General features: G+C 62.5%; 20 protein-coding genes. 12 read left to right on the forward strand and 8 right to left on the reverse strand.

Annotated elements, in window-relative coordinates; genetic code table 11:
* The first annotated feature begins 37 nt into the window (after window positions 1-37).
* The 3 genes from ACFOJ9_RS14915 to ACFOJ9_RS14925 all read left to right on the forward strand — a co-directional run bounded on the left by ACFOJ9_RS14915 (window position 38) and on the right by ACFOJ9_RS14925 (window position 3,795).
* On the forward strand, window positions 38-910 hold the full coding sequence (locus tag ACFOJ9_RS14915; protein WP_378987781.1) for a DMT family transporter: 873 nt from the start codon (window positions 38-40) through the stop codon (window positions 908-910).
* A gap of 11 nt (window positions 911-921) precedes the next feature.
* A complete protein-coding gene (locus ACFOJ9_RS14920) occupies window positions 922-1,713 on the forward strand; it encodes an ATP12 family chaperone protein (protein ID WP_378979523.1) in 792 nt (263 codons plus the stop codon).
* 195 nt (window positions 1,714-1,908) lie between these two features.
* Entirely contained in the window at window positions 1,909-3,795 is a 1,887-nt protein-coding gene (locus ACFOJ9_RS14925) for an MFS transporter (protein ID WP_378979524.1), read from the forward strand.
* A gap of 100 nt (window positions 3,796-3,895) precedes the next feature.
* Here ACFOJ9_RS14925 and ACFOJ9_RS14930 read toward each other — a convergent pair whose 3' ends face one another.
* A complete protein-coding gene (locus ACFOJ9_RS14930; RefSeq protein ID WP_378979525.1) occupies window positions 3,896-4,093 on the reverse strand; it encodes a DUF2735 domain-containing protein in 198 nt (65 codons plus the stop codon).
* Between the two features lie 315 nt (window positions 4,094-4,408).
* On the opposite strand from ACFOJ9_RS14930, the gene ACFOJ9_RS14935 reads away from it, so the two are divergent.
* Window positions 4,409-5,449 carry a glutamine synthetase beta-grasp domain-containing protein gene (locus ACFOJ9_RS14935; protein WP_056588638.1) on the forward strand — a complete coding sequence of 347 codons (1,041 nt, stop codon included), beginning with the start codon at window positions 4,409-4,411 and terminating at the stop codon, window positions 5,447-5,449.
* Between the two features lie 84 nt (window positions 5,450-5,533).
* On the opposite strand, the gene ACFOJ9_RS14940 is transcribed toward ACFOJ9_RS14935, so the two are convergent.
* A complete protein-coding gene (locus tag ACFOJ9_RS14940; protein WP_378979526.1) occupies window positions 5,534-6,700 on the reverse strand; it encodes a DmpA family aminopeptidase in 1,167 nt (388 codons plus the stop codon).
* Between the two features lie 32 nt (window positions 6,701-6,732).
* Window positions 6,733-7,335 (reverse strand): TetR/AcrR family transcriptional regulator, encoded by a 603-nt coding sequence (locus ACFOJ9_RS14945; RefSeq protein ID WP_378979527.1) that lies wholly within the window; start codon window positions 7,333-7,335, stop codon window positions 6,733-6,735.
* A 147-nt stretch (window positions 7,336-7,482) separates the two neighbouring features.
* On the opposite strand from ACFOJ9_RS14945, the gene ACFOJ9_RS14950 reads away from it, so the two are divergent.
* A complete protein-coding gene (locus tag ACFOJ9_RS14950) occupies window positions 7,483-8,907 on the forward strand; it encodes an APC family permease (protein WP_378979528.1) in 1,425 nt (474 codons plus the stop codon).
* A 733-nt stretch (window positions 8,908-9,640) separates the two neighbouring features.
* Here ACFOJ9_RS14950 and glnA read toward each other — a convergent pair.
* A complete protein-coding gene (gene glnA, locus ACFOJ9_RS14955; RefSeq protein ID WP_378979529.1) occupies window positions 9,641-11,050 on the reverse strand; it encodes a type I glutamate--ammonia ligase in 1,410 nt (469 codons plus the stop codon).
* Between the two features lie 65 nt (window positions 11,051-11,115).
* Entirely contained in the window at window positions 11,116-11,454 is a 339-nt protein-coding gene (locus tag ACFOJ9_RS14960) for a P-II family nitrogen regulator (RefSeq protein WP_006205430.1), read from the reverse strand.
* Between the two features lie 359 nt (window positions 11,455-11,813).
* On the opposite strand from ACFOJ9_RS14960, the gene ACFOJ9_RS14965 reads away from it, so the two are divergent.
* Together ACFOJ9_RS14965 and ACFOJ9_RS14970 are read left to right on the forward strand one after the other, a co-directional pair.
* Window positions 11,814-13,355, forward strand: coding sequence for an NAD(P)H-hydrate dehydratase (locus ACFOJ9_RS14965; RefSeq protein ID WP_378979530.1), 1,542 nt, complete (start codon window positions 11,814-11,816; stop codon window positions 13,353-13,355).
* Window positions 13,352-15,355: a hypothetical protein gene (locus tag ACFOJ9_RS14970; RefSeq protein WP_378979531.1), complete on the forward strand. Its 2,004-nt coding sequence runs from the start codon at window positions 13,352-13,354 to the stop codon at window positions 15,353-15,355. The genes ACFOJ9_RS14965 and ACFOJ9_RS14970 overlap by 4 nt, the downstream gene beginning before the upstream one ends.
* A gap of 41 nt (window positions 15,356-15,396) precedes the next feature.
* Here the strand turns inward: ACFOJ9_RS14970 and ACFOJ9_RS14975 are convergent, their stop codons facing one another.
* Complete coding sequence (locus tag ACFOJ9_RS14975; RefSeq protein ID WP_378979532.1) at window positions 15,397-16,929, reverse strand: acyl-CoA carboxylase subunit beta; 1,533 nt, start codon at window positions 16,927-16,929, stop codon at window positions 15,397-15,399.
* 65 nt (window positions 16,930-16,994) lie between these two features.
* Here ACFOJ9_RS14975 and ACFOJ9_RS14980 point away from each other — a divergent pair, with 65 nt between their 5' ends.
* The 3 genes from ACFOJ9_RS14980 to ACFOJ9_RS14990 all read left to right on the forward strand — a co-directional run bounded on the left by ACFOJ9_RS14980 (window position 16,995) and on the right by ACFOJ9_RS14990 (window position 19,312).
* Window positions 16,995-17,231, forward strand: coding sequence for a transcriptional regulator (locus ACFOJ9_RS14980; protein ID WP_378979533.1), 237 nt, complete (start codon window positions 16,995-16,997; stop codon window positions 17,229-17,231).
* Between the two features lie 6 nt (window positions 17,232-17,237).
* Entirely contained in the window at window positions 17,238-17,525 is a 288-nt protein-coding gene (locus tag ACFOJ9_RS14985; RefSeq protein ID WP_378979534.1) for a type II toxin-antitoxin system RelE/ParE family toxin, read from the forward strand.
* 362 nt (window positions 17,526-17,887) lie between these two features.
* Window positions 17,888-19,312, forward strand: a complete 1,425-nt coding sequence (locus ACFOJ9_RS14990; RefSeq protein ID WP_378979535.1) for a DEAD/DEAH box helicase — start codon at window positions 17,888-17,890, stop codon at window positions 19,310-19,312.
* A gap of 103 nt (window positions 19,313-19,415) precedes the next feature.
* On the opposite strand, the gene ACFOJ9_RS14995 is transcribed toward ACFOJ9_RS14990, so the two are convergent.
* Window positions 19,416-20,390 (reverse strand): alpha/beta hydrolase, encoded by a 975-nt coding sequence (locus ACFOJ9_RS14995; RefSeq protein WP_378979536.1) that lies wholly within the window; start codon window positions 20,388-20,390, stop codon window positions 19,416-19,418.
* A 97-nt stretch (window positions 20,391-20,487) separates the two neighbouring features.
* Window positions 20,488-21,309 carry an SDR family oxidoreductase gene (locus ACFOJ9_RS15000; protein WP_378979537.1) on the reverse strand — a complete coding sequence of 274 codons (822 nt, stop codon included), beginning with the start codon at window positions 21,307-21,309 and terminating at the stop codon, window positions 20,488-20,490.
* 226 nt (window positions 21,310-21,535) lie between these two features.
* On the opposite strand from ACFOJ9_RS15000, the gene ACFOJ9_RS15005 reads away from it, so the two are divergent.
* Window positions 21,536-22,570 carry a cysteine synthase A gene (locus ACFOJ9_RS15005; RefSeq protein ID WP_378979538.1) on the forward strand — a complete coding sequence of 345 codons (1,035 nt, stop codon included), beginning with the start codon at window positions 21,536-21,538 and terminating at the stop codon, window positions 22,568-22,570.
* A complete protein-coding gene (locus tag ACFOJ9_RS15010; RefSeq protein WP_378979539.1) occupies window positions 22,570-23,313 on the forward strand; it encodes an alanyl-tRNA editing protein in 744 nt (247 codons plus the stop codon). The genes ACFOJ9_RS15005 and ACFOJ9_RS15010 overlap by 1 nt, the downstream gene beginning before the upstream one ends.
* Window positions 23,314-23,330: the final 17 nt, after the last annotated feature.

The following is a 23,330-nucleotide window of genomic DNA, read 5'->3' on the forward strand; positions in this document are numbered from 1 at the left end:
CGCCACCGACGCGCTCGACCGGCGCGACACGGTCGACATGGCCGCCGCCGCCATCATGGTCGGCCTGACCTTTTCCTGGGGGCTGAATTACGTCGCCGCCAAGATCTCCTATGCCGGCTACGACCCGGTCTTCCTGTCGATCGCGCGCTCGATCATCGGCGGTCTTTGCGTCTTTGTTTGGTGCCGTTGGCGCGGCATAGCGCTTTTCACCCGTGATGGAACATTGCTCGCCGGCATCGCGGTTGGCGTGCTTTTCGGCATCGAGTTCCTGTGCCTCTACGTCGGCCTGGAGCACACCACCGTTGCCCGCAACACGCTGCTGGTCAACACAATGCCATTCTGGATGCTGCTCGGCGGCCATTTCCTGCTCGGCGAGCAGATCACGTTGAGAAAATTCCTCGGTCTGCTGCTGGCCTTTGCCGGCCTTGCCGCGGTTTTTTCCGACAAGCTTGGCGGTAGCGGAGACATGCTGTTCGGCGATCTGCTGAGCCTCGGCTCCGGACTCTTCTGGGCTTTGACCAACATCCTGATCAAGCGGTCGAAGCTGGTCGAGGCGAGCGCCGAGAAGCTCTTGCTTTACCAGCTCGCCGGGGCTGCAATCGTAGGCATATTGGTGCTGCCCCTCGCTGGTCCGCCCGTTCGCGATCCGACCGTGCTGCCGACTTTGGCTCTGCTTTTCCAGGCCGTCTACATCGTCGCCTTCACCTATGTGCTGTGGTTCTGGCTGTTGCGGCGCTGCCCGGCGTCCGGCCTGTCCAGTTTCACCTTCCTGTCACCGGTTTTCGGCGTTCTGTGCGGCGCTATGTTCTTGAATGAGCCGCTGACCATGCGCATTTCCCTGGCACTTGCCCTGATTGCCGCCGGCCTGATCATCGTCAACCGGCCGGTGCGCAAGCTGACGCCGGTGTGAGAGAGACTTTTATGCGTGATATCCTCAACGATCTCGAAGCGGGCAAATATCTTTCCGACCCGGACCCGGTGCGCCGCGCCCAGATCCAGATGAAGACACATCTGCCGAAGCGCTTCTACAAGACCGTCTCTGTCGCGCCGGTGGACAATGGCTTTGCCGTGCATCTCGACGGCAAGCCGGTGCGCACGCCGGGCAAGGCGCTGCTGGCGCTGCCGACCGAGGCGGCGGCGGCACTCGTCGCCGACGAGTTCGCCGCGCAAGGCGAGACCATCGATCCGGTGACCATGCCGGTGATGCGCCTTGTGAACACCGCAATCGATGGCGTCGCCAGCGACCCGCAGGCGGTGCTGGAAGACATTCTGCGCTTTGCCTCGTCCGATCTGCTCTGCTACCGCGCCGACGCGCCGCAGGGGCTGGTGGAGCGGCAGAACCAGCATTGGGACCCGGTGATCGACTGGGCGAGGGCGACGCTCGGGGTTCGCTTCAATCTCGCCGAGGGGATCATCCATGTCGAGCAGCCACGCGAAAGCATCGCCGTGCTGGGCAGCCATCTTGCCCAGCGAACTGAGCCGCTGCGGCTGGCCGCCATCCATGTGATGACGTCGCTGACCGGTTCGGCGCTGCTGGCACTGGCTGTCGATTTCGGCGACCTCGACGCCGAGGCGGCCTGGGCCGCCGGTCATGTCGACGAGGACTGGCAGATCGAGCATTGGGGGCAGGACGCCGAAGCGGTCGCGCGCCGCTCGGCTCGCAAGCGCGACATGATGGCCGCTATCGGCCTGCTCGAAGCGCTCAAGGGCTAACGGGTTTCGCCGCTCGCTCCGCTTCATCCCGCAGCGCACCTAATACCAAAGTCATAATCCCAAAGACGCGCTGCCTTTGGCGGCTGCTTTCTGTCATTTTTTCCGTGATGGCTGTGCTTGAGTCCGCGTTCGGAGGAGAACACGGACAAATGTCGCGCAGCATCGAGGACAAGGGTCTCACGGGAGGACAACTCAATGGCAATGGCATCAACCGCCGGCGAAGCAAGCCGCGGCATGACGCGGGAAGAGAAGAAAGTCATCTTCGCTTCCTCGCTCGGCACCGTTTTCGAATGGTATGATTTCTATCTCTACGGCGCACTGGCGGCGGCGATCGGCGCCACATTCTTCGCCTCCTATCCGGAGTCGACGCGCAACATTTTCACGCTGCTGGTTTTCGCCGCCGGATTCCTGGTGCGCCCGTTCGGCGCGCTGGTGTTCGGCCGCATCGGTGATCTCGTCGGCCGCAAATACACATTTCTCGTCACCATTATGATCATGGGCCTGTCGACCTTCCTGGTCGGCCTGCTTCCAGGTTCGGCGAGCTGGGGCATCGCGGCGCCCATCATCCTGGTTGGGCTGCGCATGCTGCAGGGCCTGGCGCTCGGTGGTGAATATGGCGGTGCGGCGACCTATGTCGCCGAGCATGCTCCCGACGATCGTCGCGGCTTCTATACGTCGTGGATTCAGACGACGGCCACTCTCGGCCTGTTCTTGTCGCTGATCGTAATCCTGATCGTGCAGAATTCGCTGAGCAAGGAAGATTTCGCGGCCTGGGGCTGGCGTATTCCATTCCTGCTCTCGGCCATCCTGCTCGGCATATCGGTCTGGATCCGCCTTTCGCTTGCCGAATCGCCGACCTTCCAGCGCATGAAGGACGAGGGCAAGGGCTCCAAGGCGCCGCTGACGGAAGCCTTCGGCCAATGGAAGAATGCCAAGATCGCGTTGCTCGCGCTGTTCGGCCTCACCGCCGGCCAGGCCGTGGTCTGGTACAATGGCCAGTTCTACGCGCTGTTCTTCCTGGCGAATGTGCTCAAGGTCGACCCACAGTCGGTCAACATCATGATCGCGATTGCGCTGGCGCTCGGCGCGGTCTTCTTCGTCGTGTTCGGCTGGCTATCCGACAAGATCGGCCGCAAGCCGATCATCATGGCCGGTCTCGCGCTGGCGATCGTCACCACCTTCCCGCTGTTCAAGGCGCTGACCTGGGCCGCCAACCCGGCGCTCGCCACCGCGCAGCAGAACACGCGTGCGACGGTGACCGCTGCACCGGGGGACTGCAAGTTCCAGTTCAATCCGACCGGAACACGCAAGCCTCTCACCTCATGCGATATTGCGACGGACTTCCTGGCCAAGAGCTCGGTGCCCTATGACATCCTCACGACAGCGGCAGCGGGAACAGCGGCCAGCGTCAAGATTGGCGCCGAGACCGTGATGTCTTACGACGCCGTGGCGGCCGCTGATAAGGCAGCTCCAAGCGATGCGGCTTTCAAGAAGGCGATCAACCTGGCGCTTCAGGATGGCGGTTATCCGCTGAAGCGTGCCGCCGCCAAGGTTGCTGACCAAAAGCTCGACGCCTTTGTCGCGGCCAATCCCGAACTGAAGCTCGACGCGGCAGCCATTCGCGCCGGTGAAAAGGCCACTGTCCCGCTCGCCCAGGCGGTCAAGGACAAGCTGCTGACGGCCGATGACGCTGCCGGCGCCACGGACGTGACCGTCTACAGTGTTCCGGCGGCCGGTGCGTTCGCGATGTTTGCCGACCCGGCGGCGGTCAACTGGGCAAAGGTCATCGGCATCCTGTTCATCCTGGTCCTCTACGTGACCATGGTCTACGGGCCGATCGCGGCGATCCTGGTCGAGATGTTCCCGACCCGCATCCGCTATACCGGCATGTCGCTGCCCTATCACATCGGCAATGGCTGGTTCGGCGGCCTGCTGCCGGCGATCGTGTTCGCGCTCAGCGCCTCCAAGGGCGATATCTACTACGGTCTCTGGTATCCGGTGGTGATCGCGGCGATGTCGCTGATCATCGGCATGATCTTCGTCAGGGATACGCTGGGAACCAACCTGCACGACAAGCAGTAGCTGACAGCTCCAGCATAAAAGAAAAAGCCCGGCGCGAGCAATCGCGCCGGGCTTTATCTTTTCAGGCCAATTCGTTGACGAGGGCCGGTCGCCCTTGTTGTCAGCTCTTGTGGCCCTGGGCCTCTTCCTCGATGGCCGCATCGTGGTACCAGCCGTCGCCGAAATCCGTCCGTACACCGCGCAGCGAGGCAAGCTCTGCTGCAAACTTAGCCTTTCCGCTCAAATTTGAGGCAGTGACGCGCGCTGCCGCCGGGAACATCAGAATTTTGGCCGACGGTCGCGTGGAAATGATTTCCATTGTCGGGATCCTTTCTTCTGCCGAACCTTGTCGATTCACCTTTCCACCAAAGTAGGTCCTGCAATACGGTTAGGCAAGATGCCTAAAGAAAGATCAGCATTTGCCTGTTATTTAAGCAAATTCTGCCTTTGGTCGATCTTGGCGCATTACTTAGGCGGCTTGGCTGCATCGCCGGGATGAGGGGGCATTTTTGACGCACCCCGCGCAGCGGAAATGGCACACGAATTGCATTTTATCGACTTGGCAGCTGGGCTGCTGGATGGCTCGGCGCGCCGGCGTCATCCAGGTTCGGTGATCAAGCAACGAGAGGCTAGAATGACGAAATACAAGCTCGAGTACATTTGGCTCGATGGATACACCCCGGTCCCCAACCTTCGCGGCAAGACGCAGATCAAGGAATTCGCCGAATTTCCCACACTCGAGCAGCTGCCGCTGTGGGGCTTCGATGGTTCCTCGACCCAGCAGGCCGAGGGCCACAGCTCCGATTGCGTGCTGAAGCCGGTCGCCGTCTATCCCGATCCCGCCCGCACCAACGGCGTGCTGGTGATGTGCGAAGTCATGATGCCCGATGGTGTCACGCCGCATGCCTCCAACAAGCGCGCCACCATCCTCGATGACGAGGGCGCCTGGTTCGGCTTCGAGCAGGAATATTTCTTCTACAAGGACGGCCGCCCGCTCGGCTTCCCCGAGAGCGGCTATCCCGCACCCCAGGGCCCGTACTACACTGGCGTCGGCTATTCCAATGTCGGCTCCGTCGCGCGCCAGATTGTCGAGGAGCATCTCGACCTCTGTCTCGCCGCCGGCATCAACCACGAAGGCATCAACGCCGAAGTGGCCAAGGGCCAGTGGGAATTCCAGATTTTCGGCAAGGGCTCCAAGAAGGCCGCCGACCAGATGTGGATGGCCCGCTATTTGATGCAGCGCCTGACCGAGAAATACGGCATCGACATCGAGTATCACTGCAAGCCGCTCGGTGACACCGACTGGAACGGTTCGGGCATGCACGCCAACTTCTCGACCGCCTATATGCGGGAAGTCGGCGGCAAGGCCTATTTCGAAGCGCTGATGGCGGCCTTCGACAAGAACCTGATGGACCATATCGCCGTCTACGGCCCGGACAACGACAAGCGTTTGACCGGCAAGCACGAGACCGCGCCGTGGAACAGGTTCTCCTATGGCATTGCCGACCGTGGCGCCTCGATCCGCGTGCCGCATTCCTTCATCAAGAGCGACTACAAGGGCTATCTGGAAGACCGCCGCCCGAACTCGCAGGGCGATCCCTACCAGATCGCCTCGCAGATACTGAAGACGATCGCTTCGGTGCCGGCGAGCGCCCAGGTTTCGGCCGCCGCGTAAGCGTTTCGGCGTGAACGACAAAAAAAGGCCCCGGCGTTTGTGCGCCGGGGCCTTTTGCTTGTGGGCTGGTGATGTGGCGCAACTTTAGCCGGGGATTGCACCACGCGCTTTCAGCGCAGCCACAACCCTGTCATGCGGCAGGGCGGGCGTACGGTTGCCGTCGCGGCCGATCATCTCCTGGTTGGCGACCAGGGCGTTGAGCACGGCCTCCTCGGTCGCATGCACGACAGCGGCGTAGAAAGCGTCCATCCGCCCCCACGGTATGAAGTTCATATGGCCGTAGCTCTGCTCATTCGCCGGACCCTGCGGGAAGCGGCCGTTGAGCGCGTCCGGGTTGGCGGTCGAGAAGGCGAGAAAGATGTCGCCGGAGAAATGCGAGCCGGTGGTGCCGGTCCGCGCCAGGCCTAGCGGCACCCGCCGCGCCAGCGCCTTGCATTGGCCGGGCAGCAACGGCGCGTCGGTGGCGACGATGCCGATGCAGGAGCCGGCGCCTGTCGGCTGGCCGCTGAAATAGGCTTCCATCGGATTGTCGGCCGCCAGTTCCTGCCCAATCGGTACGCCGGCGATGTTGAGTTCGTGGCGCGAGCCGAAATTGGCCTGCAGGAACACGCCGACCGTGTAATCGCGGTGGCCGTAGCCGATCACGCGCGAGGCGGTGCCTGAGCCGCCCTTGAAGGCGTAGCAGTTCATGCCTGTGCCGCCGCCGACCGAGCCTTCCTCGATATTGCCGGAGGCAGCGCTGTCGATCGCTGCCATGGCGTGGTCGACGGTGACATGCGAGCCGTTGATGTCGTTGAGGTAGCCGTCCCAGGTCTCCGCCACCACCGGCAGCAGCCATTGGTTCGCCAAGGCAGGCTTGTTGCGCGCGACCCAGTCGATGACACCGCGATGGCAGGTGCCGACGGCATGGGTGTTGGTGATCAGGATCGGCAGGCTCAGGCTGCCAGCCTCCTCGATCCAGGATGCGCCGGTCATCTCGCCATTGCCGTTGAAGGAATGGTAGCCGGCGGCGCAGGCCAGACCGACGCCGTCGTGGCCGAACGGCAGGATCGCCGTCACGCCGGTGCGCACCGGTCCGTAGCCGAGGTTGAGCTTGCCTTCGCCCTTGATAACAGTCGAATAGCCGACGAGGACGCCATCGACATCGGTGATGGCGTTGGCGTGTCCGGGTTTGCCTTGCAGGGGAATGCCAAGCGCCCGAGCACGCTGCTTGCCGGCGGGCGTCATGTTGAGAACGGCTCGTTGGTTCATTGTGGTGATGCATCCCTGTGGTGGTGCCGGGTTCAACCGAGGTGGCAGCCCGTCGCAAGCTCGGCATAGTGGGTGAGGATTGTCAGGGCCGCCTGATGATCGACCGCCGGCACGATATTGGTGAGGTGGAGACCCAGCCCGTCCTCAAGCACCACCAGGCTGCGCGCGATGGTGTCGCTGCCGCTTTGCAGCTTGAAGATACCAGTCGCGGCGCCGGCTTCGAGGATGCCGACATAGATTGCCACCTGTCGCTCGAACAGCGTTATGTGGCGGGCGGCATAACTTGCGTCCGACCGCGAATAGGCGCCGAGTTCGAGCAGCAGCCGGCAGAGCTGGTCATCCTTGTCGACCGGCAGCCCGCTCTCGATCATCGCCTTCAGCCGCGCGCGCGGATCGGCGATCGCGGCGACCGATGCGGCGCGCAGCGTGCAGAATCGCTCGACCGCCTTGCACTGCACATCGTCCAGCAGGTCCTTCAATCCGGGATAGTAATAGAGCAGGGCGCTCGAGCTCATCCCTGCCTCGTTGGCGACGTCTCGCAGCGTGACGCCGGCCAGCCCGCGCTTGGCGATCATCGATTCCGCTGCCGCGACCAATTTCAGGCGGCGGTCGGTCTGCGTTTTTGGTCTACCCATTTTTGTTTCCTGAATTCAATTCAGTTTAAAACCGGTGTGTGAAAGTTTGCAAGCACGCATACACCATATTCGTTGACGATTTCCGATCGTGTCGATAGGTTCCGCTGCTGAGGATAATTTTTATCTGATTAAAAAAATGGGAGGACAATGTCTACAAACGAAGCAACTACGGGAGTAGCGGCCAAGGCCGCGCCGGCCGCCAAAGGGCTGGACAGGGCGCTCAACGCGCTGGGCACGCTCATGATCGTGCTGTCGGCGGTGACGCCGGCATCATCGGTGTTCATCATCGTGCCGGGCGTCATCGCGCTGGCCGGCACCGGCTCATTTCTCAGTTTCGTCATTGCCGCCGTCATCGGGCTGTTCATGGCGTTCGTCTATGCCGAACTGTCGTCGGCCTATCCGATGGCCGGCGGCGAATACACCATGATCGGCCGCACGCTCGGCCGCTTCTGGGGCTTCGTCACCCTGGTGCTGGTGTTCGTCTCGATCGTGCTGATCGTCGCCGTCATCGCGCTCGGCGTCGGCACCTATCTCGGTGTCCTCATTCCCAACCTCAGTCCGCAATGGGTGGGCGTCGTGACGATCGCGCTGGCCGGCATGGTTGCGGCAATGCGCATCAAGCTCAACGCCTTCGTCACCGGCATCTTCCTCGGCATCGAAATGCTGGCGCTGCTGATCCTGACCGGCCTCGGCTTCGCTCATGTCGAACGGCCGCTCTCCAGTCTGTTCACCGCACCGCAGCTGCTCGATGCCACCACCAACACGCTGGTACCGGCGTCGGCCGGTATCGTGCTGGCGGCAACCGCGGTCGCGCTGTTTGCCTACAATGGCTACGGCGCCGCCGCCTATTTCGGCGAGGAGACGCATGACGCCAAACGCAATATCGGCAAGGTCGTGGTCTGGGCGCTGGTCATCACCGTCGCGGCCGAACTGATCCCGCTGACAGCGGTGCTGCTCGGCGCGCCGGATCTGGTTGCCTTGCTCGCCGCGCCGCAGAAGATCGAGTATTTCCTCGAGGCGCGCGGCGGCCATGCGTTGACGGTGCTGATCAGCCTCGCCATCGCCGTTGCCATCTTCAACGCGGTCATCGCCATCATCCTGCAGGCGGCCCGGCTGCTGTTCAGCTCCGGCCGCGACAAGACCTGGTTCGGCCCGATCAACGCCGCGGTGGCCTCGGTGCATGGCAGCTATGCCTCACCATGGATCGCCACCATCGTCGTGGCGGTGCTGGCGGCCGTCGCCTGCTTCATCGACATCAACCTGCTGCTGGTCGTCAGCGGCACCTCGCTGGTGGTCATCTATGCCTTGCTGTGCGTGGCAGCGTTTGTCGGTCGCCGCAGCGGCACCACCGATGGCGGGCACTATCGCATGCCGCTCTTCCCGGTGCCGGCCATCCTCGCTTTCGTGGCGCTGATCTACGTCGCTTACCAGAACTACCTGGACGTCGCCTTCGGCCGTCCGAGCCTGATCGCGACGGGCCTGATCATGGTCGTGGCGGCGGTCTACTACGTGCTGGTCCTGGCCAGGCGAACGGACTGGAACCTGCACGGTCCCGACGAGCTTGCAGGGTAGAACCACGTCCCTCCGACGGTCTGCTCTTGCAGGAACCCCGGCCTATGCCGGGGTTCTTTTTTGCCCTTACCCGGCAGATCGCCTCCCGGGCAAAACATACCCAGAAAAAGTCAGGCAATTCAGGCGGTCGGAATCCCACTGGATTCCCGGCCGTGGCCGTGTGCGTTTCCCGCGATCGCTTGTCAGAAAAGCCCGAAAAACCGCGTTTTCCAGCCCTTATTTGTGGCCGCGTCCCGTCCATAAGCATCTGTTCATGCAGCGAAATCGGCTATCCACAGCCCGATTGGCGGCGTTGACAGGTCGCCGTGCAGCATGCGTATTCGCAGGCCTTGGGGTTACGTCACGCAATGCTGTTCGGACGGGCGGGGTTTTCTTGAACGGCGGCATTGGCGGGGGCGCCGGACGAGCGGTCACTGTAGCCTGAGACAGTGCGCCGCTCGCTCCAGGCTTCATGTTCGCGATCGAACAGTGATCGGCTTTCCATCCATCGGACGTTGCTGAGCCCGGGACTGAGTCACCGGATTGACGTCACGTGCGTGCCATGGACCGCACGCTCATGAAGCCAGGCATAAGCGCGATCATCGAAAACTCACCGCAGATTCATGTCCAGCCGGCGCGCGCGCGGGGGTCGATCAGCAGGTGCGGCCTCTCGGAGCGCAGCAAAAAGCCCTTAAAAGAGGGAAATCTTTCAAGGGCTTGAATATTATACCGAATCTTAGTCTGAGATTGAATCTCAGACGGAGTAGTACATGTCGTATTCGACCGGATGCGGGGTCATTTCGAAGCGCATCACTTCCGCCATCTTCAGCTCGATGTAGCTGTCGATCTGGTCGTCGTCGAAGACGCCGCCGGCTTTCAGGAAGCCGCGGTCCTTGTCGAGGCTTTGCAGCGCTTCACGCAGCGAGCCGCAGACGGTCGGGATCTTCTTCAGCTCCTTCGGCGGCAGGTCGTAGAGATCCTTGTCCATCGGCTGGCCGGGATGGATCTTGTTCTTGATGCCGTCGAGACCAGCCATCAGCAGCGCCGCGAAGCCGAGATAGGGGTTCGCGCCCGGATCGGGGAAGCGGATTTCGACGCGCTTGGCCTTCGGTGACGAGCCGAACGGGATGCGGCAGGAGGCCGAGCGGTTGCGCGCCGAATAGGCGAGCAGCACCGGCGCTTCGTAACCCGGCACGAGACGCTTGTAGGAGTTGGTCAGCGGATTGGTGAAAGCGTTGATCGCCTTGGCGTGCTTGATGATGCCGCCGATGTAGAACAGGCAGCTTTCCGACAGGCCGGCATATTCATTGCCGGCGAAGGTCGGCTTGCCGTTCTTCCAGATCGACATGTGGACGTGCATGCCCGAGCCATTGTCGCCGAAGATCGGCTTTGGCATGAAGGTCGCCGTCTTGCCGTAGGCATTGGCGACCTGGTGCACGACGTATTTGTAGATCAGCATCTTGTCGGCGTTGCGCACCAGCGCGTCGAACTTGATACCAAGTTCGTGCTGGGCCGCCGCCACCTCGTGATGGTGCTTTTCGACGCGCACGCCCATTTCGGCGAGCACGGTCAGCATTTCCGAGCGCATGTCCTGTGCGCTGTCGATCGGCGGTACCGGGAAATAGCCGCCCTTGACGCGCGGACGGTGGCCGAGATTGCCGGTCTCATAATCGGTGTCGTCGTTCGAAGGCAGTTCGGTCGAGTCGAGCTTGAAGCCGGTGTTGTAGGGATCGGCCTTGTACTTCACGTCGTCGAAGACGAAGAACTCGGCTTCCGGGCCAACAAAGATGGTGTCGCCGATGCCTTCGGCCTTCATATACGCCTCGGCCTTCTTGGCCGTACCGCGCGGATCGCGGTTGTAGGATTCGCCCGAAACCGGATCGAGGATGTCGCACAGAATGACCATGGTCGACTGGGCGAAGAACGGGTCCATGTGGACGGTGTCCGGATCGGGCATCAGCACCATGTCGGACTCGTTGATGGCCTTCCAGCCGGCAATCGAAGAGCCGTCGAACATCACGCCATCGGCGAACATGTCTTCCTCGACCTCGATGACATCCATCGTCACGTGCTGCAGCTTGCCCTTCGGGTCTGTGAAGCGCAGGTCGACGAATTTCACGTCGTTGTCCTTGATCTGCTTCATGATGTCTTTGGCTGTCGTCATGTCATGTATCCCTGTGTGATGACTTTTTTTGATGATGACGTTTTCGGGAGGATGGCCGGGTCAGGTCAGACCGCGTCCATGCCCGTTTCGCCGGTGCGAATCCGCACGACTTCCTCGATGTTGGAGACGAAGATCTTTCCGTCGCCAATACGGCCGGTCTGGGCCGCCTTGCGGATCGCCTCGATAGCACCTTCGACCGCATCGTCGCCGAGCACGACCTCGATCTTCACCTTGGGCAGGAAATCGACGACATATTCAGCGCCGCGGTAGAGTTCGGTATGGCCCTTCTGACGACCGAAGCCTTTTGCTTCGGTGACGGTGATGCCTTGCAGTCCGGCCTCCTGAAGCGCTTCCTTCACTTCGTCCAGCTTGAATGGCTTGATGATCGCTTCGATCTTTTTCATGTAAAAAGTGGCCTCCACTGCCAAAAAAACGGGTTGTGACCCCCCGCTTGCGCCTCCATCAAGCACGAACTGTGCCAATTGGACGGATTCGAAGCGGTCTCATTCGATTTCAAAGCCGTACCGCGCCGGGATGCAAATTCACGTCATTCGCTGCACCGGAAGCGGCATGGGCTGCTGGAGCCTACACAGCGTCGGCACCTTCGTCCGCACAAAAATTAGGCATATCGCCTATCCCTCAGGCAATCTTGTGCCTGCGATGCCCTCATGCCAACGATATGGCTGCAGATCTCGGCAACTCCCCCTTGTTTGCTTCGGATCGAAAATTGGACAATGCTTGATCGAATGCGGATCGGCAATCCATGAGCAACGAACTTCTTTTTCCCGCCGAAATGAGCGAGGCGGATCGGCTGACGATTGCCGCCGGTCCAGCCGACGGTATCGGCCTGATGCGGCGCGCGGGTGAAGCGGTCGCGGCTGAGGTTCTGGCACGTTATCCCGCAGCGACGCATGTCCATGTGCTGTGCGGGCCCGGCAACAATGGCGGGGATGGCTATGTCGTCGCCCGCATCCTGGCCGATAGCGGCGTCGGCACCACGATCTGGGCATCCGGAGCGCCTAGGCCGGAAAGCGATGCGGCGCTCGCCGCCGCGGAATGCCCGATCAAGCCCCTGCCGCTGTCTGGATTCAAAGCCGAGGCCGGCTCGATCGTGGTCGACGCGCTCTATGGGGCAGGGCTGTCGAAGCCGCTGTCCGGCGATGCCGCCAGGGCGGTCGATCTTGCTGCCAGTCTGAAACTGCCGGTTGTCGCGGTCGACTTGCCGTCGGGCGTCTCGGGAACCAGCGGCGAAATATTGGGCAGGGCGTTTCGCGCCGAGGTCACCGTCACCTTCGCACGGAGAAAGCCTGGCCACCTGCTGCTGCCGGGACGCGAGCACTGCGGTGAAATCGTGCTCGCCGATATCGGCATCGGCGACGGCACCATCGCCCAGCTCGCCGTTTCGACCTTCGAGAATGTGCCGGACCTGTGGTTGCAGGAATTTCCCCTGCCGGCGGTGGACGCGCACAAATACAAGCGTGGCCATGTCGGCGTCTTTTCCGGCGGTCCCAGCGCGACCGGCGCGGCGCGGCTCTCGGCGATGGCCGCGGCGAGAAGCGGGGCGGGGGCGGTCACCGTGCTGTCGCCAGCCAATGCCATGCAGGTGAACGCGACACATCTGACCTCGATCATGCTGCGAGAAGCGGGCTCGCTCGAGGAGGTGCAGGAATTTTTGACGGCGCGGCATCCCGAAGTGCTGGTGTTCGGACCGGGGCTCGGGCCAAAGCCCAAGGTGGGCGATTTCGCCCTGCAACTGATCAAGGTTTTTGCGGATGGTGCACGCAACGAGGCAGCCCCAAGCCACGCTGCGATCGTGCTGGACGCGGACGCCATCACCTCTCTGGCCCATCAGCCCTCGGCGCTGTTCGAAGCCGCCCGTCAGCCGAACGCTCCAGCGTTGGTGATCACGCCGCATGACGGCGAATTCGGCCGACTGTTCCCCGATATCGCCGGCGACAAGGCCCTGTCGAAACTGGCCAAGGCGCGAGCGGCCGCCGCGCGGGCCAATGCCGTCATCGTCTACAAGGGCGCCGACACGGTGATCGCTGCTCCCGATGGCAAAGCGGCGATCAATTCCAACGGCGCGCCGTGGCTGGCCACAGCAGGGTCAGGCGATGTGCTGTCGGGCACCATAGCCGGTCTGCTGGCGCAAGGCATGCCGCCCTTCGAGGGCACCTGTGCGGCGGTGTGGCTGCACGCCGAAGCCGGCAGCCGGTTCGGACCCGGTCTGATCGCCGAGGATCTGCCGCTGGCGCTGGTGCCGGTGTTGCGCGAACTCTTCGACGCGCGCACGGCTGCTCCATGAGCCCCGCTCTGACTCTGTTGGTCGCCACGCTCTTTGGCGCCTTCGTGGCGTCGACGGCGCGCGCCGAAGGTCCGGTGACGATCGTGGAGGACCCGGCGGTGCTCGCCGTACTCGATGCCAAGGGTTTCGGTTTCGCCGATGTTTTGGGGGTCGACGGCGAGGACGGTCTGAAGACGCTCTACGACGAGGCGCCGGCCTATCACGCCATCGTCGACATCGTTGCCTCCGATGTTGCGGCGCTGCGTGCCGCCATGAAGGCCGGCTGGCGGCCGCTCTACGAGGTCACCGACGGCAATGTCGGCCGCATCATGGACATGCGCTGGCTGAAGACCGACGCCGCGCGCTTCCGGCTGGTCGGCGTCGTCAACCGGCTCGACCGTCGCGACTTCGCCGCGCTGCAGGGCGACAGGAGCTGCGGCGAGGTGCGCTTCATCTACCGCCTGGCCTACAGTTTTCGCAAGAACGGCAAGCCGCTGGCATCGCGCCTGCCGTTCAATTTCAATGCCGTCTACAGCGCCGCACCCGATGCCGATGGCGGCTGCGTCGGCACTGCCGGGCGCTGGACGCCACAGCTTGACGAGGCCGTCGATGCCGGCTGGCTGACCGGCGGGCCGCTGGAGAAGGCCGGGCTGACCTTCAAGCAGCTGGAGCTCAACGCGCAGGTGGTGCGCTTCCCGTCCGGTCAGGAAACCGAGTTCGGCGGGCAGGCGGCCTATCTCATGCGGGTATTCGGCATCGATGGCGCTGCTATCAGCGAGAAGCCGCTGGAGAACACGCCCGACACCGCACGGCTCTCGCAGGACACGGCGCTGAAAGCACGGCTCGCCGCCTATGTCGGCGCCAATTTGCCGGCGGTTGATGAAGGTGTCTATGAAATCCCCGACGAGTTCCTGGCCAGGAAGATCATCTCGTGGTCGACCTTCGGCAGTGCGCGGCAGGCCAATCATCCGTATACGCAATTATTCCAACCCAAAGAATTCGCATCGCTCGATTATTCCACCCTGAAACTGGTGCGTACGCCGGAAGCGCTGGTCGAGCGGCTGGACAATAGCGCCTGCCAGGGGTGCCATCAGGCCGGTTCAACCGCCGGTTTCCATTTCATCGGCCTCGACGACAAGACGACATCGCCGTTGAACCGCATCGAGGTCGGCATTTCGCCGCATCTTCATGCCGAGATCCCGCGCCGCCAGGCGTGGCTCGCCGCCACGGCCGAAGGCAAGCAGCCGACCCGCTTCCGTCCGCTCTCCTTTGCGCCGCCTGCGGCCTGGACGGACGCCGGTGCGGTCGACTACGCGCCGGCCGAGATGGCAATGCCGTGCCTGATGCCGGAAGATGCGACCCGCTTCGGCGCGACCTGGCAATGCGGCGGCGGCACCGTCTGCACGCCGCTGGCCACCGCTTCGGGCGTGCACACGAAACTGGCGCAATGCCTGCTGCCCAAGGACAGCGAAAAAATGTTTTCAGGCCATCCCTGCCTGGCCGGCTCGATCGCCAGCAACGCGGAGCAGCCTTTCAACGACCGCTACAGCATATCAGGCCAGTTCGCGGCCTTCGCGCCGGATGTCTCGCGCACCGCCTACACCTGCCGGCCGCCGAAGATCGGCGTGCCCGCCGGGATCGCCTATCGCGGCTGCGACGACAAGGACCGTGCCTTCACGGCCTTCAAAGCCGGCAAGCCGATGCCGAACGAGATCTGCGGGCTGGTCGGCGGCAAGAAATTCGACATCTGCGTGGCCACCAACAATTTCGACCAATGTCTCGGCGGCGCCGTCAATCGCGGCAACCGGCCGGCCTGTTCGGCCGATCATTTCTGCCGCGAGGACTATATGTGCCAGTCGCTGCCGTCCGATACGCCGGGCATTTCAAAAGTGAAGGGCATCGGCTTCTGCTCGCCGACCTACTTCATCTTCCAGATGCGCATCGACAACCACGCAACGCCATGGGGCAGCCCTGTCCGCGCCACGATGGGAGCGGGGTTTGGTGCGGCGGAAGAGGAGTGAGCTGCCTGACGGTTACCTCGGAGAGATGCCCATGCCACGCCTCACAGCGGGATGTTGTCGTGCTTTTTCCAGGGGTTCTGCATATCCTTGTTGCGCAGCATGCGTAGCGCCCGCGCGATGCGGCGGCGGGTCGAGTGCGGCATGATCACCTCGTCGACATAGCCGCGTTCGGCGGCGACGAAAGGCGACAGGAAGCGATCCTCGTAAGCCTTTGTATGGGCTGCGATCTTTTCGGCGTCGCCAATGTCCTTGCGATAGATGATCTCGACCGCCCCCCTGGCACCCATCACCGCGATCTGCGCCGTCGGCCAGGCGTAGTTCATGTCGCCGCGCAGATGTTTTGAGGCCATCACGTCATAGGCGCCGCCATAGGCTTTGCGGGTGATGACGGTGATCTTCGGCACGGTAGCCTCGGCATAGGCGAACAACAGTTTCGCGCCGTGCTTGATGAGCCCGCCATATTCCTGCGCGGTGCCGGGCAGGAAGCCGGGGACATCGACGAAGGTGACGATCGGGATCGAAAAACAGTCGCAGAAGCGCACGAAGCGCGCTGCCTTGCGGCTGGCGTCTGAATCGAGCACGCCGGCCAGCACCATTGGCTGGTTGGCGACGAAGCCGACCGTGCGGCCCTCGACGCGTCCGAAGCCGGTGACGATGTTCTTGGCGAAATTCTGCTGGATCTCGAAGAAATCGCCTTCATCGGCGACCTTCAGGATCAGTTCCTTGATGTCGTAGGGCTTGTTGGCGTTGTAGGGAATCAGCCGGTCGAGCGATAGGTCATGGTCGGTGACCGACTGGTAGCATTCGATCTCGGGAAGCTCCGATGTGTTGGAGGCCGGCAGCAGATCGACCAGCCGGCGCATCTGCAGCAGCGCCTCGACGTCATTGTCATAGGCCCCGTCGGCAATCGAGGATTTGGTCGTGTGGACGGAAGCACCGCCGAGGCTCTCGGCCGTCACCGTCTCGTTGGTGACGGTCTTCACCACATCCGGCCCGGTGACGAACATGTAGGAGGTGTCGCGCACCATGAAGATGAAGTCGGTCATCGCAGGCGAATAGACGTCGCCGCCGGCGCAAGGCCCCATGATGACGGAAATCTGCGGAATGACACCGGACGCCAACACGTTGCGCTGAAAGATCTCGGCATAGCCGCCGAGTGCGGCGACGCCTTCCTGGATGCGCGCGCCACCGGCATCATAAAGGCCGATGATCGGCGCCCGGTTGCGCAGCGCCATCTCCTGCACCTTGATGACCTTCTCGGCATGCGCTTCCGACAGCGAGCCGCCAAACACAGTGAAGTCCTTGGCGAACAGATAGACCGGGCGGCCGTTGACCGTGCCCCAGCCGGTGACGACGCCGTCGCCGGCGATCTTCGTCTTCTCCATGCCGAAATCGGTCGAGCGGTGCTCGACATACATATCGAATTCCTCGAACGAGCCCTCGTCGAGAAACACCTCGATGCGTTCGCGCGCGGTGAGCTTACCCTTCTTGTGCTGGGCATCGATGCGAGCCTGGCCGCCGCCCATGCGGGCGATCTCGCGGCGGCGCTCGAGTTCCTTGAGAACGTCTTTCATGGCTGATCCCCCGCGACGCGCGAAACTTCTTGGCAGGCATTCGCCTGATATGGCAGACTAACCTCATGAAGAACAACATAGAAATATCCGAGGATTTGAACCGCCGGATCGAAATGTTGACCTCGCGCTCGACGCTCACTCGCGATCAGATCATCGAGGATGCGCTGTCCCATGGCCGTTCTCTGGCTTGGCAGGAAAAGTGGATTGCCGGCGTTCAGGCGGGAATCGAGGCCGCCGATCATGGCGACTTCGCGAACGAGGAAGAGATCGCGGCCGTTCTCAATAAATACAGTCAGGCATAGCGCTCTGTGCGAATTGTCTGGACCCGCCGCTATCTGATCGAGCTTGCATCAATCGGCGACTACATCGGCCAACATAATCCGCGGGCGGCTGCCCGAGTCGTCAATGACATTCATTCCAAGACCGCTCGGCTGTTGTCCGCCAACCCGTTTATCGGACGTATAGGTGAGATCAAAGGCACTCGGGAGCTGGTGATTCCTGGCACGCCCTACATCGTCGCATATCGAGTGAAGGACACTCAAATAGAAATTCTGTTCGTCCAACACGGCGCAAGGAAATGGCCGGATGAAGTTTGAGCGGACATTCACGGCCGCTCCCTAGTCGGATTTTGTTGCACTGCAGCATGACGCCCCTTGCATTTGGCGGCGAACTGGGCCATATGCGGCGACATAGGCGCTTGGGCCGGGATACTCCGGCCTTCTCGACGAATGAGACTGGTTGCGTCTGTTTTCCCTCTTTCCGGTATATCGGCCCCTCTTTCCGGTACATCACAAAGCGGCGAAAAAGCCCCGTGGCATGATGCCTGCGGGCACGACAGCGCAGCCGCGCGGACGGAAACGTCCGCCGCCTTGTCGTTCCATGAAAATTTGTTCGACGGTAGGTTGCGCCCTGCCGCCATCGATGTTTGCGGCCAGAAGCCGCGTGAAAGAAGATTATTTTGACCAACGAAAACACTTTGCCCGGTAGCAACACTGCGGAACTTACCGGTTTCGCGGCACTGGGTATTACGGGCGCGCTGCTCAAGGCCACCCATACCGCCGGCTTCACCGAGCCGAAGCCGATCCAGGCGCAGGCGATCCCGCCGCAGATGGAAGGCCGTGACATTTTCGGCATTGCCCAGACCGGCTCCGGCAAGACCGCGGCCTTCGCGCTGCCGATCCTGTCGAAGATCATCGCCCTCGGCACCAAGCGCCGGCCGAAGACGGCGCGTGCGCTGATCCTGGCGCCGACGCGCGAACTCGCCGTGCAGATCGAAGACACCATCAAGATCCTCGCCAAGGGCGCGCATGTTTCGACCGCGCTCGTGCTCGGCGGCGTCTCCCGATTCAGCCAGGTGAAGAAGGTTGCTCCCGGCGTCGACATCCTGATCGCAACGCCCGGCCGGTTGACCGATCTGGTGCGTGAAGGCGACCTCATGCTTGCCGACACCAAATGGCTGGTGCTCGACGAGGGCGACCGCATGCTCGACATGGGCTTCATCAACGACGTCAAGCGCATCGCCAAGGCGACCGCGCCCGACCGTCAGACGGTGCTGTTCTCGGCGACCATGCCCAATGAAATCGCCGAACTGGCCAAGGGCCTGTTGAAGAACCCGATCCGCGTCGAAGTCGCGCCGCAAAGCACGGCAGCGGCCGAGATCGTGCAAGGCGTCGTCTTCGCCCGCACCAAGCAGAAGCGCCAGGTGCTGTCGACCATGCTCGCCGATGAAGCGATGAAGTCCGTCATCATCTTTTCGCGCACCAAGCATGGTGCCGACCGGGTGACCAAGGACCTCGAGCGCGACGGCTTCAAGGCCGCCGTCATCCACGGCAACAAGTCGCAGAATGCCCGTCAGAAGGCGCTCAACGATTTCCGCGAGGGTTCGGTGCGCATTTTGGTGGCGACCGACATTGCGGCGCGCGGCATCGACGTGCCCGGCATCAGCCATGTCGTGAATTTCGACCTGCCGGACGAAGCGGAAAGCTATGTCCACCGCATCGGCCGCACCGGCCGTAACGGCATGGACGGCATCGCGATCACGCTTTGCGATCCTTCCGAAAACAGCAAGCTGCGCCAGGTCGAGCGTATCATCCGCACCAAGCTGCCGATCGTTGCCGACCATCTCGGCAGCCCCGATCCGCAGCGCAATCCGGCTGAAAAGAACGAGCGCTTCGAGCCGGCCAATGATCGCAACGACCGCAATGGCCGTCGCGACGGCAGGCGGCCGGGCGGCGAGAACAAAGGCAACGGCTTTGCCAAGAAGCGCTTCGGCGACAAGCCGGCCTTTGCTGGCGAGCGCAAGCCGGAAGGCGCCAAGCCGGCCTTCAAAGGCAACAACAAGCGCCGCTTCGGCGGCAAGCGTCCGGCTGCGCGGGCTGCGTAAGCCAGACCGTGTTGTAATCAGTCAGGCTTAGCCTGGCTGATTGCCGAGACCGACAAGGAAAGGGCGGCTGAAGCGATGCTTCGGTCGCCCTTTTTTCGTCTGCTTACTTCACCACCGCTTCGATCCAGACGGCGATTCTCTGCGCCAGAAAGGCCGTGGTCGATGGCGACAGCGCGTCGCCGGCAATGACGTGGTTGTCCGGGTCGCCCGTGTCGTCGACCGGAACCAGTTCATGCGGCGCGCCCCAGCGCCCGGCTATCTCGCGGGTGCGGTCGGGCCGCACCACTTTGTCCGAATCCGAAAAGATGAACAAAGCAGGGATGGTCACCTTCTCAACCGGTGCGCCATAGGCAAGCTCGGTCAGCGCCTGCATCGGCAAGGTCGCCTCGATCGGGTAGCGGGTGGTCCAGAATTTTTCATGCAGCGCGTTGCGCGGCACGAAGCTGTGTTCCTTGCCGGCGACCAGCCTGGCGATCTGTTTGCCCCATGGCATGGTCAGGATCTCCGCGCCCGAAGCCTTCACGCCGAAATTCGGCGAAATGAACGCAATCGCTGCCACCCCGTCCGATGCGCCCGGCGGCGTTGCCGCCCATACCGCCAGCGAGCCGCCGGTCGAGGTACAGATAACGATCACCTTGTCGCCGATCGCCCGGCCGATGGCGAGCGCTTCCTCATAGTCGTTTATCCAGGCATTGATGTTGCCTTGCGTCATCGCCGCACCATCCTGCGCATGACCGGTAAGGCGTGTGTAGAAGAGATTGGCGTCGAGCTGGTCTGCCACATCGTCGGGCAGCGGGCGGACCTCGCCCTTCGATGCGGAAAAGCCGTGGATATAGACGATCGACAGCGGCGTCCTGGCATGCACCATCGGATTGGCCCAGACGATCTCTTTCTCCAGCCCGTCACGGATTCCGGGTATGGCGGCTTCCACCTTTGCCACATAGGCCTGCGGATCGTCGCCAATGGCCGAGGGATCGAAACGGATCGTGGTGTCGACGGGAACGCGTGGGCCGAGCACGAAGGCCAGTGCGAGGATGGCGACAAGGCCCAGCACAGCAAGCACGATCCGTCGCCCCATCGCAGACTCCACGCAACACGTCTCAACCTATGGCGGCGAGCGCCTACAGGCAACGGCGGCCCGAAGCGGGGCGCGCCTGCCAACTTCGTCAACGGATCTATTCGATTGGCGGCTTGCGGTCGTAGTGCAGCGGCCGCGCCTTCCAGCTGGTCATCAGGCTGATGAACCCTCTGCAAAGCGGCCTCGGCAGCAGGCTGAGCAGTTTCAGGGGCCAGCTTGTCCGGCGCGGGAAGGTGACTTCGAAGCCGCCGGATTTGATGCCCCGCGCCATGCGGCGCGACGCGCGGCTGACCGGCATCAGCCCCGGCATCGGCAGCATGTTCTTCTCGGTCAGCGGGGTATCGATGAAGCCGGGATTGAACACCTGGATGCGCACATTCATCTTGTCGAAATCATACTTCAGCGACTCGGCCAGGATATTGATTGCCGCCTTGGTGCCGCCATAGGCGGCCGTTGTCGGCCAGCCGAAATAGGACGTGACGGAGCCCACCAGCACGACATGGCCGCGCGCCCGTACACGCATGCGCTCAACGACGGGCACAAGGCCGTTGATGATGCCGAAATAGTTGACCTCGAAGGAGCGGCGAAAGTCGTTGACGACAAGATTTTCACCCGGCGTCGAAATGTAGTTTCCGGCATTGAAAATGGCGAGCACGATGGGACCGAGCTCCTTCTCGATCGCGGCGACGGTTCTTGCCATGCGCGGCTCGTCGGTGACGTCGCAGGGAAAGGCCGTGACGCTGCCCGGCATCTGCGCGGTCTCGACGACTAGCGTGTCGATCGGATCGTCGTCGAGCGCGGTCACCGCCACGGCATAGCCCTGGGACGCAAGATCCCTGGCCAGCGCTCGGCCGATACCGCTGCTTCCGCCCGTGATCCAGGCGACGCCGTGCTTCGGGTTGGCCCGATAGAGTGTCATGCTGCGCCCTGTCGACTTGTTGGTGATTTGCTCTAGCGGTGAAGAAATCGAATGAAAAGCTGCTTTTCAACGTCAGCCGGAAATGAACAGTGGCGCAAGAGGTCGGTCTCGGGAAGCGTTGACGCAACTACAGTACCGCAAATGCGACTGGACCAGACAAATTCTTGCCTTGAAACCGAAGCGTCGGGTTCCTAGGGTTTCGGCGCACGCACACAAGGAATCCTGAATGCCCCGTTCTGTGATCGACGCGATCGGCAACACGCCTCTGATCCGCCTCAACAAAGCTTCCGAACAAACCGGCTGCGAGATCCTGGGCAAGGCCGAATTCATGAATCCGGGCCAGTCGGTCAAGGATCGCGCCGGCCTGTTCATCATCCGCGACGCCGAGCAGCGCGGGCTGCTGAAGCCGGGCGGCGTCATCGTCGAGGGAACGGCCGGCAACACCGGCATCGGGCTGACGCTGGTCGCCAAGGCGCTCGGCTACCGCACCGTCATCGTCATTCCCGACACGCAGAGCCAGGAAAAGAAAGACACGATCAAACTGCTCGGCGCCGAGCTGATCGAGGTGCCCGCCGTGCCGTACAAGAACCCCAACAATTACGTGAAACTGTCGGGGCGGCTGGCCGAGCAACTGGCAAGGACCGAGCCGAACGGCGCCATCTGGGCCAATCAGTTCGACAATGTCGCCAACCGTGACGGCCATATTCGCACCACGGCGGAGGAAATCTGGAACCAGACCGGCGGCAAGGTCGATGGCTTTGTCTCGGCGGTCGGTTCCGGCGGCACGCTGGCCGGTGTCGCCTTCGGGCTGAAGGCGAAAAGCAAGAATGTGAAGATCGCACTCGCCGATCCGCTGGGAGCCGCGCTCTACTCCTTCTACACCAGCGGCGAGCTGAAGTCCGAAGGCAGCTCGATCACCGAAGGCATCGGGCAGGGGCGCATCACCGCCAATCTCGAAGGATTCACGCCGGATTTTTCATTCCAGATCCCGGACGAGGATGCGCTGCCGATCGTCTTCGACCTGATCCAGGAAGAAGGCCTTTGCGTCGGCGGCTCGACCGGCATCAACATTGCCGGCGCGATCCGCCTGGCCAGGGAATTGGGCCCCGGCCACACCATCGTGACCATTCTTTGTGATTACGGCACGCGCTATCAATCAAAACTGTTCAACCCGGAATTCCTGCGCGAGAAGCAGCTGCCGGTACCGGGCTGGATGGAGCTGAAAAGCAAGATTTCGGTGCCGTTCGAGAAAGTCGCGTGATGGCGTACAGGACGGATGCCCTGTTTCGTGACGACGCCTATCTGCGCACGGCTGAGGCAACGATCGTCGCCATCAACGATCGCGGCGGCATCATTCTCGACCGGACGATCTTCTACGCCACCTCAGGCGGTCAGCCGGGCGATACGGGCGCCTTGGCGCGCGGCGACGGCAGCCGCATCGCCATTGCCGCCACCATTACCGGTGAGACCAAGGACGAGATCATCCATGTGCCGGCGCTGGAGCAGGCGGCTCTGGCGGTTGGCGAACGGGTGAAACTCGCCATTGACTGGGAGCGCCGGCATCTCTTGATGCGCATGCACGCAGCCTGCCATCTGCTCACCGTTGTCTGTCCGTTTCCGATCACGGGTGCGGCGGTTTCCGAGGATGACAGCCGTGTCGATTTCGACATTCCGGATGCCAGCTTCTCCAGGGAAGAGGTGACGGCGAGCCTGATGGACCTGGTGCGGGCCGATCACCCGATCTTCACCAGGCTGATCAGCGACGAGGAACTAGCCGCCAATCCCGGCCTGGTGAAATCCAAGAACGTCCGGCCGCCGGTCGGCACCGGCAAGATCCGCCTGGTCTGTATCGGCGACAACGCCTCCGTCGACAGCCAGCCCTGCGGCGGCACCCATGTCAAAAGCAGCGGCGAAGTCGGCGAAATCCACATCGGCAAGATCGAGAAGAAGGGCCGCGAGAACCGGCGCTTCCGCATCCGCTTCGGTCCGATGCCGGCGAGCTGAACAGACAATGATCGCCA

This window comes from Mesorhizobium cantuariense (genome assembly GCF_042647205.1).
Lineage (GTDB): Bacteria > Pseudomonadota > Alphaproteobacteria > Rhizobiales > Rhizobiaceae > Mesorhizobium > Mesorhizobium cantuariense.